This is a genomic window from Saccharospirillum sp. (genome assembly GCF_039982735.1).
Lineage (GTDB): Bacteria > Pseudomonadota > Gammaproteobacteria > Pseudomonadales > Natronospirillaceae > Saccharospirillum.
This window is the reverse complement of the sequence record NZ_JBDWXV010000002.1, coordinates 13,348-29,348: the sequence shown is the minus strand read 5'-3', so window position 1 is coordinate 29,348 and position 16,001 is coordinate 13,348. Positions and strand designations below refer to the sequence as shown.

Sequence of the window (16,001 nt, the reverse complement as noted above, 5' to 3'; positions counted from 1 at the left end):
CCCGGCGGCACACCCTAGTATCTCCCATCACACGGCTTGGTGGTTTACTGTGTTTGCGGTCTTTGTAAGAGGCCAGTCCTCTGGGCGACCAGAAGAACGCAGTGCCAGTGAAGTTAATAACTAGCACAAAACCCGATCACCGCACCTCTCAACCCGGCTGTGTAACCAGCGTAATAACCCGCCGCTGGTGCAAATTAACCGGCGGGTCATAGACTTCACTGAACAATTCATTGGCGACATCACGAATTACACCGTCCTGATAGGCCGCTTTCATGACGGTATTGAGCAGGGTATGCAATTCCGGCCTGGTGGGGGTGACGTAGAGAATGTGATCGCGGTCGTACACGAAGACCAGGCTTTCCTCCACGGCCAACTCCTGTTGGTGAGGCCATTCGAGTACGATTTCATGCGCTCCCCGCGGCAGGTAGTCGACACCCCGCAAGCCAGATGCCACCATCTGGTAGAGCCGTTTCCAGTCTCCGGGTATGCCCTGCACCGGCAGGTTGTTGGTTTCCCAGATGAGCTTGTCGCCCCAGGCCTGACCCATACCGGCGACTTTGTTGAGCGCGATAAAGTCGTCGAGCGTACTGACCTGGTTGTAGTCCTGCTGGCTGCCCGGAGGGATGAACAGGATACGGTGGTTCACCAGATTGTCGGTCATGCCGACCTGGACGTTCAGAAAGCGTTCGTTGCGGGCGGGGGTCTGGCCCAGTATCAGCGTGTCGATATTGCCCTGTTCCATCAACACTTCGAGGCGTGTGGTTGGCATGTTGCCAAGGTTGGTGATTTCCACGGCATAGCCCTGATGATTCAGTGAGCGCGTCAACAGGGTGGCCATATAATTAAAGGACGCCGGGGTTCCGCCCAGAGTGAGGTGTACTGGTTCCCTGGCGTGGGCCGTCAACAGGGGGAGCAAGCACAGCAGGCTGATGTGCAGCCAACGGCGGTGTTGGGACAGGTTGGTGAGTACTTGCATCCGGTGCGCCCAACGTTGGAGGTCAGTTTGCTCGGGGTGGGGCCTGTTCCTGTAGGCCTCACCCCGCTAACCGATTTATGGTGCAGGGGTGTTACAGCTTGATCCAGGTGGCTTTGATTTCGCTGTATTTATCGAACGCATGCAGCGATTTGTCGCGACCATTACCGGATTGCTTGTAGCCCCCGAAGGGTGCTGTCATGTCGCCGCCATCCCATTGGTTGACCCAGACGGACCCGGCCCGCAGACCGCGTGCAAAGCGGTGCGCCCGGCTCAGATTGCTGGTCCAGACGGCGGCGGCCAGGCCGTAAATGGTGTCGTTGGCGATGGCCAGAGCCTCTGCTTCATCGGTAAATCTTACCACCGACAGCACGGGTCCGAATATCTCTTCTTTGAAGATGGTCATGTCCCGGGTGACGTCTTCGAAGACGGTCGGTTCCATAAAGAAACCGCCGTCGACGGTGTCGGCGCGGTTACCTCCGGTTGAGAGCCGGGCGCCCTGGGTTTTGCCGGTGTCGATGTAGCCCTGAACGCGTTTGAGCTGGGTCTCGTCAACAATGGCGCCCACATTGGTGGCCGGGTCGAGCGGGTTGCCAGGCTTCCAGTCCTGTACTGCCCGCACCACTTCGGCCATGAAGTCGTCGGCAATGCTGGCCTCGACTAAGAGACGAGAGCCCGCGGTGCAGACTTCGCCCATGTTGAAGCAAATGCCCTCGGCGGCGGCTTTGGCGGCGGCCGGCAAGTCCGGTGCGTCGGCGAAGACGACGTTGGGTGATTTGCCGCCCGCTTCGGTCCAGACCCGTTTCATGTTGGATTCGCCGGCGTAGATCATCAGTTGTTTGGCAATGGCCGTAGAGCCGGTGAACACAAGAGTGTCTACATCCATATGAAGGGCCAGCGCCTTGCCGACGGTGTGGCCGAAGCCCGGCAGTACGTTGAACACACCGTCGGGAATGCCCGCTTCTTTGGCCAGGGCGGCCAGACGCAGTGCTGACAATGGTGATTTTTCAGATGGTTTCAGAATGACTGAATTGCCCATGGCCAGGGCCGGGCCGATTTTCCAACTGGCCATGATCAGCGGGAAGTTCCAGGGTACGATGGCGGCAACCACGCCGACGGCTTCGCGGGTGACCAGGCCAAGTTCGCCCGGGCCGGTCGGGGCGACTTCGTCGTAAAGTTTGTCGATGGCTTCAGCCGACCACTGCAGGCTGCGGCGGGTGGCCGGGATATCGACATTGCGGGCATCAGAGATAGGTTTGCCCATGTCGAGCGTTTCCAGCAGTGCAAGCTCGTCGCCGTGCTGTTTGATCAGGTCGACGAAGCGCAGCAGGATGGTTTTACGCTTGGCAGGCGGCAATTGCGACCAGCGGCCATCATTAAAGGCAGCGCGTGCGTGACGTACGGCACTGTCGGCATCGGCACTGTCGCAGGCTGCTACGTTGGCCAGCAACCGGTTGTCGATCGGACTGCGGCTTTCAAACGTCTCGCCTGACTTGGCGGCCTGGTATTCGCCATTGATAAAGGCACGGCCTTCCGGCTTGAGCTCGGCGGCGCGTTGAGTCCAGTATTCGAGGGTATCTGTCATGTTGGGAACCTGTTAGTCAGCGTCATTCTTATTGCACGCTACCTTACCCCAGTCGCTGGCCGGGTTTCAATATATTGAACGCAAAGGGCGCGCTTTACGCCGATTATCAATGCCGCCCATATCACCCTCAGCTATTAGCAGATGCGCCTTGATGACCCTATCGAATCAAGGCTTCAGCAAGACTTGATGTTTTAATTATTTTACATACACTGGCCCCCATGTGTTCGAAATAACAAACATCAAAGGTGCGGCCCGACGGTAGCGCCACGGTTCAGTCGGAGTGAGAACGGCCATGACCCAGACCCCAGATAACACGTCCAAGCAAACCCAGACGGCCCGTTCGGCCGACTCACCGGCAAAGACCGATGCGTTCTGGATGCCTTTTACCGCCAATCGGCAATTCAAAGCTGAACCCCGGCTGATGGTCGGCGCCGAAGGTATGCATTACACCACTGAAGACGGCCGCCGTGTTCTGGACGGTACGGCGGGGCTGTGGTGCGTGAATGCCGGCCATGGCCGGGCGCACATATCTGACGCCGTCGCACGTCAGATCAGTGAAATGGACTACGCTCCGACCTTTCAGATGGGCCACCCCAAGCCGTTTGAACTGGCCGAGCGGCTAATCAAGCACACGCCAGACGGCATTAATAAGGTGTTTTTCACCAATTCCGGCTCTGAGTCGGTCGATACAGCTCTGAAAATCGCTTTGGCTTATCACCGGGCACGAGGCCAGGGCGAGCGTACGCGACTGATCGGCCGTGAACGGGGTTATCATGGGGTTGGCTTCGGAGGCATTTCTGTCGGTGGTCTGGTGAACAATCGCAAGGCCTTCGGCATGGGGCTGAACGGCGTCGATCACATGCGTCACACACTGTTACCGGAAAATGCCTTCAGCAAGGGTTTGCCCGAGCACGGTGCTGATCTGGTTCAGGATCTCGAACGGATGATCGCGCTGCATGGTGCAGAAACCATTGCGGCCGTCATCGTGGAACCGGTCGCCGGTTCGGCAGGCGTCATTCTGCCACCCAAAGGCTACTTGCAGCGCCTGCGCGAACTGACCAGACAGCACGGCATTCTGCTGATTTTTGATGAAGTCATCACCGGCTTTGGCCGCGTCGGCAAGCCGTTCGCCGCCAACCGCTTTGGCGTAACACCGGATATGATGACCACCGCCAAGGGCCTGACCAACGGCGCCATCCCCATGGGCGCGGTGTTCGCGGCCGACTTCATTCACGATGCCTTTATGCACGGCCCGGAGTCGGTGATCGAGCTGTTCCATGGTTACACCTACTCCGGTCACCCGGTGGCCGCCGCCGCCGCCCTGGCGACTCTCGACATTTACGAGCAGGAAGGCTTGTTTGAGCGCACGCTGGCGATGGAACCCGTTTGGCAGGATGCCCTGCACGGCCTCAAAGGCACGCGCCACGTAAAAGACATTCGTAACATCGGCCTGATCGGCGCCATTGAACTGGAAGCGCGCGAAGCGCCCGGTGCCCGTGGCTATGATGTGTTCCACCATTGCTACTGGAAAGGCAATGCGCTGGTGCGCTGCACCGGTGACACCATTGCCATGTCGCCGCCGCTGATCATCAATGAAGCACAGATAGACGAACTGATGTCGACGCTGAAAACCGCCATTGAGGCCACCGACTGAACCGGCCCCGACTTATTCTATTTATCAGACTGGAAACCCGATGAAACAGATTAGCCACTTTATTAACGGCGCAACCACCGCGCCAAGCAAGCGTTCCGGCCCGGTGTACAACCCGGCGCTGGGTGAACAGACGGCGGAGGTCTCTCTGGCCAGTGCCGACGAAGTCGCCGGCGCCATTAAAGCGGCAACGGCTGCCTTTGTTGATTGGTCTGAAACCACTCCCCTGAACCGGTCGCGCATTCTGTTTCGCTTTAAAATGCTGCTTGAAGAACGGCTGGATGAACTGGCCGAAGTGATCAGCGCCGAACACGGCAAGGTGTTTGAAGACGCGCGCGGCGAAGTCGTGCGTGGCATGGAAGTGGTCGAATTCGCCTGTGGCATTCCGCACCTGCTGAAAGGCGAAATTACCGAGCAGGTCGGTCGTGGTGTCGATGCATGGTCGGTCAATCAGCCGCTGGGCGTGGTCGCCGGCATTTCGCCCTTCAACTTCCCGGCCATGGTGCCGATGTGGATGTGGCCCGTCGCCATTGCCTGTGGCAACACCTTCATCATGAAGCCCTCCGAAAAAGACCCGAGCGCGCCCTTGCTGGTCGCCGAATGGCTAAAAGAAGCTGGCTTGCCCGATGGCGTGTTTAATGTGGTGAACGGTGATAAGGAAGCCGTCGATGTATTACTGACTCACCCGTCTATTCAGGCGGTTAGTTTTGTCGGTTCGACTCCTATTGCTGAATACATTTACAGCACCGCCAGCGCCAACGGCAAACGTGTGCAGGCACTCGGCGGCGCTAAGAACCACCTGGTGGTCATGCCCGATGCCGATATTGATGGCGCGGTCAGCGCCCTGACCGGAGCGGCCTATGGCTCTGCCGGTGAACGCTGCATGGCGATTTCAGTGGCAGTCGCAGTTGGCGACATCGCCGACGAACTGGTCGACAAACTGGCGGAAAAAGCCCGTACCCTGAAAATCGGCAACGGCGCTGAAAAAGGTTTGGATATGGGGCCGCTGGTTACCCGTGAACACCTGGCCAAGGTAACCGGGTATGTCGATGCCGGAGTGAAAGAAGGCGCCACCCTGGTCGTCGATGGCCGTGGCCACAAAGTAGCCGGACATGAGTCGGGCTATTTCATCGGCGGCTGCCTGTTCGACCACGTGACCCCGGAGATGACGATCTATCAGGAAGAAATTTTCGGCCCGGTATTGTGTGTGGTGCGCGTGCCGGATTACGTCAGCGCAGTCAAACTGATCAACGCGCATGAATACGGCAATGGCACCTCAATCTACACCCGCAGCGGTGGCGCAGCACGCCAGTTTACCCGCGATATCCAGGTCGGCATGGTCGGCGTAAACGTGCCTATTCCAGTACCGATGGCCTTCCATGCCTTCGGCGGCTGGAAGCGCTCGCTGTTTGGCAGCAACCACATGCACGGCATGGAAGGGGTGCGTTTTTACACCCGTCGCAAAGCCGTGACCGCGCGCTGGCCGGAAGGTGACATGGGTGCAGATTTCGTGATGCCGACCATGAAATAATAGTGGTCGGTTAACTCAGGTTATGGCGTTCGGTGCTGCTATGTTGCCAGTGGTCCGTGCCGGGCACCGGGTGTGCCTAGCCGGGGTCGGGCGGAATGCCGCCCACTCAACCCATCCATGGGGCCTAGACCGCAGCATTCATGCTGCGGACTATCCCCGGATAGGCACACCCGGCACCCGGCACTTGTCTGTATGCGAACGCCAAAACCTGAGTTACCGGAATCTCAATCGTCCTTCTTTATATTCTTCTTTGTGGAGCCCCAGATGACCCGTCGTACCGAACATACCGGTTCCTATTACGCCGCCAGTGCCAACCCGACAGCGGATCGCCCGGCCCTGACTGACTCTGTTCAGGCTGATGTCTGTGTGATTGGCGCGGGCTTTACCGGCCTGTCGACTGCATTGCATCTGGCCGAAGCCGGTTTCAGCGTGGTGGTGCTTGAGGCGGCGCGCATTGGCTATGGTGCCAGTGGTCGCAATGGCGGCCAGTTGGTGAACAGCTATAGCCGCGATATTGATGTGATCGAAAAAAACTACGGCATGGATACCGCCAAAATGCTGGGCGGCATGGCGTTTGAAGGCGCCGATATCATTCGTCAGCGCATTCGCGACTACAACATCGACTGCGACTATCGCGACGGCGGTGTGTTTGTGGCGTTTAACAAACGCCAGTTGCACGAACTGCAGGAGCAGAAAGCCCTGTGGGAACGTTATGGTCATACCCAGCTCGATTTTCTGGATCAGAATGCGGTGCGTCAGGTAGTGAACTCCGACAAGTACATCGGCGGTTTGCGCGATAATCGGGGCGGGCACATTCACCCGCTTAATCTGGCCCTGGGTGAAGCCGCAGCTATTGAGCAGCACGGTGGGCAGATTTTTGAAGACTCGCCGGTGGTGAAGATTGACCGGGGTGCCGAGCCGGTGATCCATACCGACAAGGGCCAGGTGCGCGCCAAGTACGTCATGGTTGCCGGTAATGCCTACCTGGGCAACCTGGTGCCGGAACTGGCCGCCAAGTCGATGCCCTGTGGCACCCAGATCGTGGCCACCGAGGTGCTCGGTGAAGAGCGCGCCCGCGAGCTGATTCCCCAGTTGGAATGCGTCGAAGACTGCAATTACAAGCTCGATTATTACCGCATCACCGGTGATTTTCGCGTGCTTTATGGCGGTGGGGTCACCTACGGCGGCGGTGATCCGGATTCAATCGAGCGCTTCCTGCGCCCGCACCTGGAATCCATTTTTCCGTCTCTCACCGGCGTAAAACTGGACTACGCCTGGGGCGGGGATTTCCTGCTCACCATGAGCCGGCTACCCCAGTTCGGCCGCATCGGCGACAACATCTACTACGCCCAGGGCTACAGCGGCCACGGGGTCACCACCACTCACCTGGCCGGCAAACTGATCGCCGAAGCGCTGCGTGGCCAGGCCGAACGCTTCGATGCGTTTGCCAGCCTGAAGCACTTCCGCTTCCCCGGCGGCCAACTGTTCAGGGCGCCTTATACAGCCATTGGTGCAACCTATTACGGCTTGCGAGATAAGCTGGGAATCTAAATGGTTCGGAATGCACAGTAGATTTGACCGATTCAGACCAGCAACAGGTATCGGGTACGGTTCTGGCGGGCGTCGGTCCCCAGGGATGGGGGCCGTCGAGCTTACATGGAAGTACTTGCAGCGACCGCCAGAACCGTACCCGGTGCCGGTTGCGGCTGCAAGCCATCGAATTGCATTCAACCACCTTTAAGAAAGCGCCTCCCAGCCAACCTGTGCCACCGATCAGTAGTCCCATTCAACCCCCAAAGCGTGCGAAAATACCGTCAAACCAGCAAAGCAGTGAATTTGATATGCGCATTTGGGTAGATGCCGACGCTTGTCCAACGGTGATCCGCGACATTATTGTGAGGGCTGCGGAGCGGACGCAGGTTCAAACCACTTTTGTGGCCAATCAGTACATCAAGACGCCGCCGTCGAAATACGTGACCTCGGTGCAGGTCCCGGCCGGGTTTGACGTGGCGGACAATGAAATTGTTCGACTGGCCGAGGCGGAAGATCTGGTGATCACCAGTGATATTCCGCTGGCGGCAGAAGTGATTGAGAAAGGTGCCAGTGCGCTGAGTCACCGGGGTGAAGCCTTTACCCGCGACAACATTCGCGGTCGGCTGAATGTACGCGACTTTATGGAGACGCTGCGCGCCAGCGGCATTCAGTCTGGCGGGCAAAAGACGATGGATAATACCGACCGGATGGCGTTTGCCAACAAACTCGACAGCTACCTCGCCCGATACGGCCGCAAAAACTGAAATCACGCTTTTTGTGTTCGCTTGCATCCAAAACCCGCTAGGCTTCGTCTAATCAGTACGATTCTCACATTCATAAACATGGAAGGTAGCAGGATGAAGCAAAGAACCATCAGTATGGCTGGGTGTTGTGTGGCGTTGGCTCTGATGAGTGGCGTTCAGGCCGAGTCCACCATGAACGTTGCGCACATGCATTTGGAACACGTTTCGACCTCCTGGCCGGAGGCGCCCGGCCAGGTCGGGTTCATGACCGTGGCCCTGCAGGAAGCCGAGATTGCTCTGACTCATGTCAGGCTGGCTGAAGATCACAACGGAGACCTCGCTACCCTCAAACAGCATGTGGCTCATGCACTGCATGCGCTGGACCCCGATGAACAGAGCAGCGGGCCGGGCCTGGGTTTCGGTGTTATTGAAGGGGCCGACGGTGCAGAAAAACACACCCTGTATGCGGCCCAGTCGCCGGGTGCCTCCGACAACATCATTAATAATAACCTCAGGGTTCGAAATCCGTTGCGCAACGCCGAGTCGCTGGCCAAGCTGGCCGTTCGCGCGGGCAATGCAGCACTGGACGCCCGGTCGACATCAGCCGCGCAGGAGTCTCTCGATGACATGGCCTGGCTGATCAATGCTCTGGTTAATGGCGTTGATGAAAACGGTGATGGCACCATCGATGCGACGCGTGAAGAAGGGGGGCTCGTGGTTGCCCGTGAAGAATTGACGGCAATACGTCAGGTAGAGGGGCTCGACTGACCTGACCTGACCGGGCTGGGAGGTGAAGACACTCCAGAGCGATGGCGGTATGCTGTGCAGAACGGTAACAGCAGGGTAGGCGGGTATGAGTGTCAAAAAAATCATGAATCCCAACCCGGTGGTGGTCGGGATGGAAGACACCGTGGCGCGCATGCGCGAGTTGTTTGAAGAACATCGGTTTCACCACTTGCTGGTTACCGAGCGCGGCATTCTCAAGGGCATTGTTTCCGACCGGGACATTCTGAAAGCGCTGTCCCCCTACGTGGGGACGCCGTCGGAGCAAACGCGCGATACCAGCACGCTGTTCCGGCGCGCCCATCAGGTGATGACGCGCGACCCCATCACCATATCGCCAGAGGCCTCACTGGCCGATGCTATCAGTCTGTTTAACCGGAACAAAATTTCCTGTTTGCCCGTGGTCTCACAGGGCAATCAACCCTTGGGTATGGTCAGTTGGCGGGATATTTTAAGAACGATGGAGCGAGTTAGTCAGCACAAACGCAAGGCTGATTAGTCGGCGTTCATTGCAATAAAAAGGCCGCTATTAGCGGCCTTTTTTAGTGGTTACATATGGGTGTATCGTCGACAGACTGTATCAGGGAGCCGGGCTGTCATCCTGAACGCTTAGGTCGACACCGGCACCTTCATCTCTGGCCCATACGGTAACAATGTCACCTGCAGCGAGCGTCAACTCCGCTTGAACAGCAATGGTTTTGCTGTCGGCGGGTGTGACCGTGAAATTGTAGGTGCCAGCGGCCAGTTCAATAAAGCCAGTGCTGCCCTTGTAGGCAACGTCTTCAAAGGCCGGGTCTTCGTTGGTAATGTCGGTACCAGCGGTGGCATAAAGGTCAACATCCGCTGTGCCGGCAGAGCCATGAATGATGCGGACTTTGGCGGCAGTCGCGACCGACCGCCGGTCATCGACGTAAGGCACGAGTTCCAGGTCTGCACTGTCGGTTCCATCCAGCGTACCCATGGCGAATACGGTATAGCTAGTGCCGTTGGCCAGCGTGATTCCTTCAGCCGAAATTGACGCATTAGCGGCATCCGGATTCAGACTGACGGCCAGGTCGTAATCACCAGACCCCACCTCTGTGTAAGCCGAAATAGCCGGAAAGGATACGTCGGAATACAAGGCGTCGGCGCTTGTGAAATCGGTGACGTCGAGCGCGCTGGTGGTGTCTGCGGCAGCAAAGATATCCACCGCTGGCACATCGACTGCGTTGTGAACAGCGCGCACAGCTACATCGCTTGAATTCTTGTCATAAAGCAGGCTCGTATTTGTGCCATCAGACACCGCCAGGGCTATCGGTGAGTTGCCAATCCCTGACATATTGGGAATGGCACCGATGAACAGATCACTGCCGGCAGTCAGTTCTACGGAACCGGAATCATAAACCGGATCAGTATCTCCCTGCGCGGTGACGCGAATCTGGTAGGTGCCTTCATCGACCAGAGTCGGGCCCAGTAAATCAGACTCGGCGGTAAATTCCAGAGTGCCTAAGACCGTGTTGGCGGTCAGCGTTGCTCCGGGAGCCGTTACGTGAACATCCACAGTGGGTGCATCGGGTGCCAAGTGGGCGACCTGGACACGTACCCTGGTGCTGTCCTGCTCAGAACCATCGTCACTGAAGACTTTGGCGCTGATGCTGGCTAGCGAATTGACCGCAACCACGGTGTATTCCATATCCTCTTCCAGGGTCAGGTCAGCATCGATAACGGCGTCATCGGTGTCAGCTCCGCCTGGTAGAATTCCATAAACTTCGGTGTCATAGGTGCCAGCGTCCACAGACGCAAAGGCAGATGCCGAGCCATAGTCGAGCGTATCAACGGCGGGCGTCATGGCATCGTTGAGGTAGACGTTTACCGCAGGGGCATCGGGTGACGCATGGAGCACCCGCAGCGAAGCCTGGGCGGTGGTGGTGTCATCATCGTCGCTGGTGGACTCACAGCCGGCCAGAATAAGGCCACTGACCGCGATTCCGGCGATCACTTTTAGAGTGTGCATTGTCGTTATCCTTCCAGAATAAGTTGTTGTGGGTGCTGGCCAGCGTGAAGGAATACGACAAATCAGGTTTCAACTGATCAGTCAGAGAATTTGAATGAAATGGTCGGATTCCATGAACAATGAAGGAGACGAGCGGCAGCCAGATCAGGAAATGCTCGAAAATTCAAACCCTTGCCGTCGCCTGCGGAAAAAGACCAGGCATTGGAATGACAGGCAAACGGGTGGAGTCAAAGTCAGATTTTGTGTGTAAAAAGTGAACAGGCGCACATTTCGGCCTCGACCTTAACAGCCCGATCCTCCAGCGAGTTCAAAGCGGGTGTTGGAAAATCAGTCAATTTTTCACACCCGGCTGTAACGCCATGATAGTGGGGAAAGATTCGCATTCATTGGGCTTGTCCCAAAGTTATGCAGAAGGTTATCCACATTTTCTGTGGGTAAGTAGAATGCGATGGACTTAGGGAGGTTGTGACGAGAGCATGTGCTGTCAAGCCTGTTTTAGAGCCTTTTTGATGAAAAAATGGCTTGACAGCGAGCGGCCGGATGGCCAGATGGAGTGTGAATAAAAGTCGGTTGCGACCGCCACAAGGCTGTGTTATCCACCGCGCCCGATCAGGGCTTGGCGGGCTGTTTGACGGCTTCCGAGTAGATGCGAAAGCCGAAGATCAGCGCAAAGGCACCGACCGGCTTAAAGACAAGCGCGATGATGAAGTTCAGTGGTCCATAGCCCGCTGCCAAATCCAGACCTCCCACAAGTAGCTGACTGACGAGTAGTAGCACCCCGTAGATCAGCGCGTAGCCGCCAAAGATGATCCAGCCGAACCCCATGCTGCCGGTCCAGGCTTTACGCAGTGCATCGGGTATGGGTTCCCGGCCATCGATCAGGTAAAAAGTCGCCAGCGCCAGACGCACACCAAAATAGATCCCCGGAACAATGAGCAATAGACCCAGGCCCACCGCAAAGCCGGTCAGAATTTGTACGCCGGCCAGTGGCAATACCCAGGGTAGGGCCTGGGTAATGGCGTCTTTAGGGGGCAGGTACTGGTTATTCAGTGACTGGCGAACGTACAGAACCACGGCCGCTGAGGCCCAGACACCACCCACCCATTGCAATAACATCAGGGGCCAGGCATAGGGAAACTCGGCAAATGCCCCTTGCAGCAAAACAAACAGTACTTCGAAGAGGAACCCCAGACCCACGGTGATGATGATCAGCGCTATCAAGTGCTGGCGAAAGAACTGGGCAGTGTCCTTTAAAAAGGTGTAAAGCATGTAGGTCTCGACTGGCAGTAAAAAGGTGGGGGAAGAGTAACGAAATGCGGCTGGAAAGGCATCTTTATCAAAGGAACATATTGGTTGATTAAACCCGGGCTGATTAGCGTCAGGCGTCGGGTACGCCTCAGGCGGGCGTCGGTCCCCAGGGATGGGGACCGTCGAGCTTACATGGAGGTACTTGCAGCGACCGCCTGAGGCGTACCCGACGCCTGGCGCGGATTCTAGCCACAACATTGAATTGAGCCTTCTCCAAAAGGTGACTGCCAGGCTAACTCGCGTTATCAGGCCAATGGTTGCTGCTGGGTTATGCAGTGAATATTGCCACCACCGAGCAGAATTTCACGGCCCGGCACCTGTACTATTTCCCGGTCTTTGCACAGGTCGCTGAGAATGCTGGCGGCGATGTCGTCTTGCGGGTCATCGAAGCTTGGCAGAATGATGCCGCCGTTGACCATCAGAAAGTTCACATAGCTGGCGGCCATGCGTTCACCAGCCCGGCGCGGCCAGGCTTTCTGGGCCCAGTCGATGCCGTCGACCTCGGCTTCGGTCTGCATCAGCGGCTTGGGCAACGGCATTTTAGTGATGCTCAGTGACCGGCCTTTGGCGTCGCGATGGGCGCTGAGGTAATCGTAAGCCTGGCGGCTGCGATGGTACTGCGGGTCGGCTTCGTCATCTGTCCAGGCCAACACCACCTGGCCCGGGCTGACGAAGCAGGCCATGTTATCGATGTGGCCGTTGGTTTCGTCGTTATAGATACCGTCTGGCACCCACAAAATGGTGTCGATGTTCAGGTGATCCCGCAGACGCTGCTCTATTTCCGCCCGCGTCAGATGCGGATTGCGGTTATTGTTCAGCAGGCACTCTTCAGTGGTCATCAGCGTGCCTTCGCCATCGACATGAATGGCACCGCCCTCGAGTACAAAACCTTCGGTACGATAGCGTTCAATGCGCTCCATATTGCAGATCTTCTGCGCCACCTGATCGTCCCGGTTCCACGGCTGATACAGCCCGCCGGTCAGGCCGCCCCAGGCATTGAATTCCCAGTCGTTGGCGCGCAAACCGCCTTCACCATTAATAACAAACGTCGGCCCGGTGTCCCGGACCCAGGCATCGTTGCAGGATATTTCGACCACCCGAATGCCGGCGCTAAGCCGGGCGCAGGCGTTCTCGTATTGGTCGGCCGACACACCCATGGTCACCGGTTCAAACCGGGCGATGGCCTCGGCAACCGCGGTATAAGCGGCCTGGGCTGGCTTGGCGCCGTAGCGCCAGTTATCCGGCCGCTCTGGCCAGAGCATCCAGGTCTGGCTGTGTGGTGCCCATTCGGCGGGCATGCCATAGCCGTCTGCGCGCGGGGTCGAGGTTAGCGGCGCCGGCATATCAGCGGCCTCCGTCCTTGGTCATCAGCGGGCCGTACAGATCCGGTCTGCGATCGCGGAAAACGCCCCAGGCACGGCGGGTGCTGGCCACGGCATCCAGATCAAAGGTGTGCACCAGCACGCCCTCGTCTTTGCGATCGAATTCAGCCACCTTCTGGCCCAGTTCATTAGCAATAAATGAAGAGCCATAAAACGAAATGGTTTGCTCGCCTTCAACTTCAGAGCCAGTGCGGTTACTGGCAATGTAAGGCGTCAGGTTGGCCGCCGCATGACCTTGCTGGGTAATCTGCCAGTGATCACGCGAGTCGATGGTGTTGTCTTGCGGTTCGCTGCCAATGGCCGTCGGATAGAACAGCAACTCGGCACCCATCAGTGCCATCGCACGGGCAGTCTCCGGGAACCACTGATCCCAGCAGATGCCCACACCGATGCGTGCATAGGCGGTATCCCAGACTTTGAAGCCGGTATCGCCAGGCGTGAAATAGAATTTTTCCGAGTAACCCGGGCCATCGGGGATGTGTGTCTTGCGATAGATGCCAAGATTGGAGCCATCGGCATCAATGATTGCGACGGTATTGTAAAAGGCGTTATTGGCCCGCTCGTAAAAGCTGATGGGCAGCACTACCTTGAGCTCCGCGGCCACTGCGCTGAAATGCTTGATCGCCGGGTTTTCTTCAACCGGGGTCGCAAACGCCATGTACTCTTCTATCTGCTTCTGGCAAAAGTAGCAGCGCTCAAACAGCTCCTGAATCAGGATAATCTGTGCGCCTTTTGCAGCGGCCTCACGCACAAGGGCGTCGGCTTTGGCAATGTTGGCGTCAACGTCCCAGCCACAGCTCATCTGGGTGGCAGCTACAGTTACCGGTCTCATCTATCTTGGCTCCTCGGGGTTAACCCTGAGTTTACAGGGGCGCGTATTTTTCCTGAAAACGACGAAAACACCAGCGTTATTTTCAGGCCGGTGAAGGGCCGCTCAAAAGCAGTATTTCACTAAAGTTAAAGGCGATTACCAACCGAGTTTCAGATGCCGGGTGTGCCTATCCGGGGAAGTCTGAAACATGGATGTTTCAGTCTAGGCCCCATGGACGGGTCCACGCCGACCCCGGATAGGCACACCCGGTGCCTGACACGGGCTCACGGCTACTTACCTGATCAAATATAGGGTAGCAGAAGCTCGTATTCCATGGGGGTGACCTGGCGCTCGAATAGCCGCACTTCGCTCCACTTGCAGATGCGGTACATCTCGATGAAATCGGCACCGAACCATGTCTGGACGCGCTCATCCAGAATCATGGAGCGCAGCGCATCGCGGGCGTTGTCGGCGAGCTCCGGGTGGTCCTGGTCGTAGACGTTGCCTTCGACCGGTTCGGGCGGTTCTATGTGGTTTTGCAGGCCTTCGGTTACGCCAGCCAATACCACCGCTACGGCCAGGTAGGGGTTGGTGTCGGCTCCGCTCAGGCGGTGCTCGATGCGGGTGGCTTCGATGCTGCCAGAGGGAATGCGCAAGGCTGACGTGCGGTTATCGTAACCCCAGGTCTTGGCGGTCGGGGCGAAGGCATCCGGGTTGAGACGGCGGTAGCTGTTGATGTTCGGGCACAGCAGCGCCTGAACGTGGTCGGCCATGTCAATTAATCCGCCCATGGCCCAGCGCATTTCCGGTACGTTTTCCGGGTCTTCGCTGGCAAAGATATTGTTACCGTCTTCGTCCATCAGGCTCAGGTGAATGTGCATGCCGCTGCCCGCTTCCTCGATGTAGGGCTTGGCCATAAAAGTGGCTTCCATTTCCCACTTGCGTGCTACCTGAGCGATAACGCGCTTGAGCATTACCGCTTCGTCCGCAGCGCGCATCGGATCGTTGCCGTAATTGAGGTTCACCTCAAACTGGCCGGGCGCGTATTCGGTGATGACGGTGTCGGCCGGGATGTTCTGCTCGTGGGCGGTGTCGAGTACATCGCGGATGAAGAAATCGTAATCGTCCAGGTCATCCATCGAATAGACCTGTTTGGAACTCATGCGCCTCCCACTGACCGGCGAGACCGGTGGCTGCAGTTTGCCTTCTGCGTCGCGTTCGGTGTCGATCAGATAAAATTCCAGCTCCACGGCGATACCCGGGGTATAGCCCAGTTCATTGAAACGCTTGACGGCCTGCACCAATACCTGACGCGGGTCCATCAGAAAAGGGGTTTCGGCATCGGTTTCGAACATGGTGAACAGCGCCTGAGCCCGGTCGCCGTCGGCGTGCCACGGCACCATAGCCAGAGTGCCGGGAACCGGCAGGCAGAGCCGGTCGCGGTCGCCGTCTTCAGCGCCCAGGCCGGTTTCTTCGACGGTGGTGCCGGTGGCGTCCAGCGCCATCACAGAGCCAGGCAGGTTAAAGCCTTCTTCATACACTTTTTCCAGCAGCTCACGCTCAATGCGTTTGCCGCGCAGCACACCGTTGAGGTCGGTGACCAGCAGTTCGATGGTGGTGACGTCCGGGTGTTGTTCCAGAAAGGCGGTTACTTCAGGGTGTGACATGATACTTTCTCATCGTTGGCGATGACGGCCCGGGCGTACCG

13 protein-coding genes are annotated in these 16,001 nt (G+C 57.6%); 6 read left to right on the top strand and 7 right to left on the bottom strand.

What is annotated here, in order from left to right:
- Positions 1–148 precede the first annotated feature (148 nt).
- Positions 149–976 carry a hypothetical protein gene (locus ABJT94_RS00920; RefSeq protein ID WP_348473762.1) on the bottom strand — a complete coding sequence of 276 codons (828 nt, stop codon included), beginning with the start codon at positions 974–976 and terminating at the stop codon, positions 149–151.
- A gap of 91 nt (positions 977–1,067) precedes the next feature.
- A complete protein-coding gene (locus ABJT94_RS00915; protein WP_348473761.1) occupies positions 1,068–2,558 on the bottom strand; it encodes an aldehyde dehydrogenase in 1,491 nt (496 codons plus the stop codon).
- Positions 2,559–2,850: 292 nt separating this feature from the next.
- Between ABJT94_RS00915 and ABJT94_RS00910 the strand changes: the two genes are divergently transcribed.
- From ABJT94_RS00910 to ABJT94_RS00885, 6 genes are all read left to right on the top strand, one after another.
- Entirely contained in the window at positions 2,851–4,212 is a 1,362-nt protein-coding gene (locus tag ABJT94_RS00910) for an aspartate aminotransferase family protein (protein ID WP_348473759.1), read from the top strand.
- Between the two features lie 40 nt (positions 4,213–4,252).
- Positions 4,253–5,740, top strand: coding sequence for a CoA-acylating methylmalonate-semialdehyde dehydrogenase (locus ABJT94_RS00905; protein WP_348473757.1), 1,488 nt, complete (start codon positions 4,253–4,255; stop codon positions 5,738–5,740).
- A gap of 264 nt (positions 5,741–6,004) precedes the next feature.
- Positions 6,005–7,291, top strand: a complete 1,287-nt coding sequence (locus tag ABJT94_RS00900) for an FAD-binding oxidoreductase (protein ID WP_348473755.1) — start codon at positions 6,005–6,007, stop codon at positions 7,289–7,291.
- 290 nt (positions 7,292–7,581) lie between these two features.
- Positions 7,582–8,037, top strand: a complete 456-nt coding sequence (locus ABJT94_RS00895) for a YaiI/YqxD family protein (protein ID WP_348473754.1) — start codon at positions 7,582–7,584, stop codon at positions 8,035–8,037.
- A gap of 93 nt (positions 8,038–8,130) precedes the next feature.
- A complete protein-coding gene (locus tag ABJT94_RS00890) occupies positions 8,131–8,784 on the top strand; it encodes a hypothetical protein (RefSeq protein WP_348473752.1) in 654 nt (217 codons plus the stop codon).
- Between the two features lie 85 nt (positions 8,785–8,869).
- The gene (locus tag ABJT94_RS00885) at positions 8,870–9,298 is read left to right on the top strand and encodes a CBS domain-containing protein (RefSeq protein ID WP_348473750.1); all 429 of its coding nucleotides are present in this window, start codon (positions 8,870–8,872) and stop codon (positions 9,296–9,298) included.
- An 81-nt stretch (positions 9,299–9,379) separates the two neighbouring features.
- Here ABJT94_RS00885 and ABJT94_RS00880 read toward each other — a convergent pair whose 3' ends face one another.
- The 5 genes from ABJT94_RS00880 to ABJT94_RS00860 all read right to left on the bottom strand — a co-directional run bounded on the left by ABJT94_RS00880 (position 9,380) and on the right by ABJT94_RS00860 (position 15,960).
- Positions 9,380–10,792: a DUF4397 domain-containing protein gene (locus ABJT94_RS00880; RefSeq protein WP_348473748.1), complete on the bottom strand. Its 1,413-nt coding sequence runs from the start codon at positions 10,790–10,792 to the stop codon at positions 9,380–9,382.
- A 609-nt stretch (positions 10,793–11,401) separates the two neighbouring features.
- On the bottom strand, positions 11,402–12,061 hold the full coding sequence (locus ABJT94_RS00875; protein ID WP_348473747.1) for a hypothetical protein: 660 nt from the start codon (positions 12,059–12,061) through the stop codon (positions 11,402–11,404).
- Positions 12,062–12,345: 284 nt separating this feature from the next.
- Positions 12,346–13,443 (bottom strand): agmatine deiminase, encoded by a 1,098-nt coding sequence (aguA, locus tag ABJT94_RS00870; protein ID WP_348473746.1) that lies wholly within the window; start codon positions 13,441–13,443, stop codon positions 12,346–12,348.
- 1 nt (position 13,444) lies between these two features.
- Positions 13,445–14,314 (bottom strand): N-carbamoylputrescine amidase, encoded by an 870-nt coding sequence (aguB, locus tag ABJT94_RS00865; RefSeq protein ID WP_348473744.1) that lies wholly within the window; start codon positions 14,312–14,314, stop codon positions 13,445–13,447.
- A 281-nt stretch (positions 14,315–14,595) separates the two neighbouring features.
- Positions 14,596–15,960 carry a glutamine synthetase family protein gene (locus ABJT94_RS00860; protein ID WP_348473742.1) on the bottom strand — a complete coding sequence of 455 codons (1,365 nt, stop codon included), beginning with the start codon at positions 15,958–15,960 and terminating at the stop codon, positions 14,596–14,598.
- Positions 15,961–16,001 lie beyond the last annotated feature (41 nt).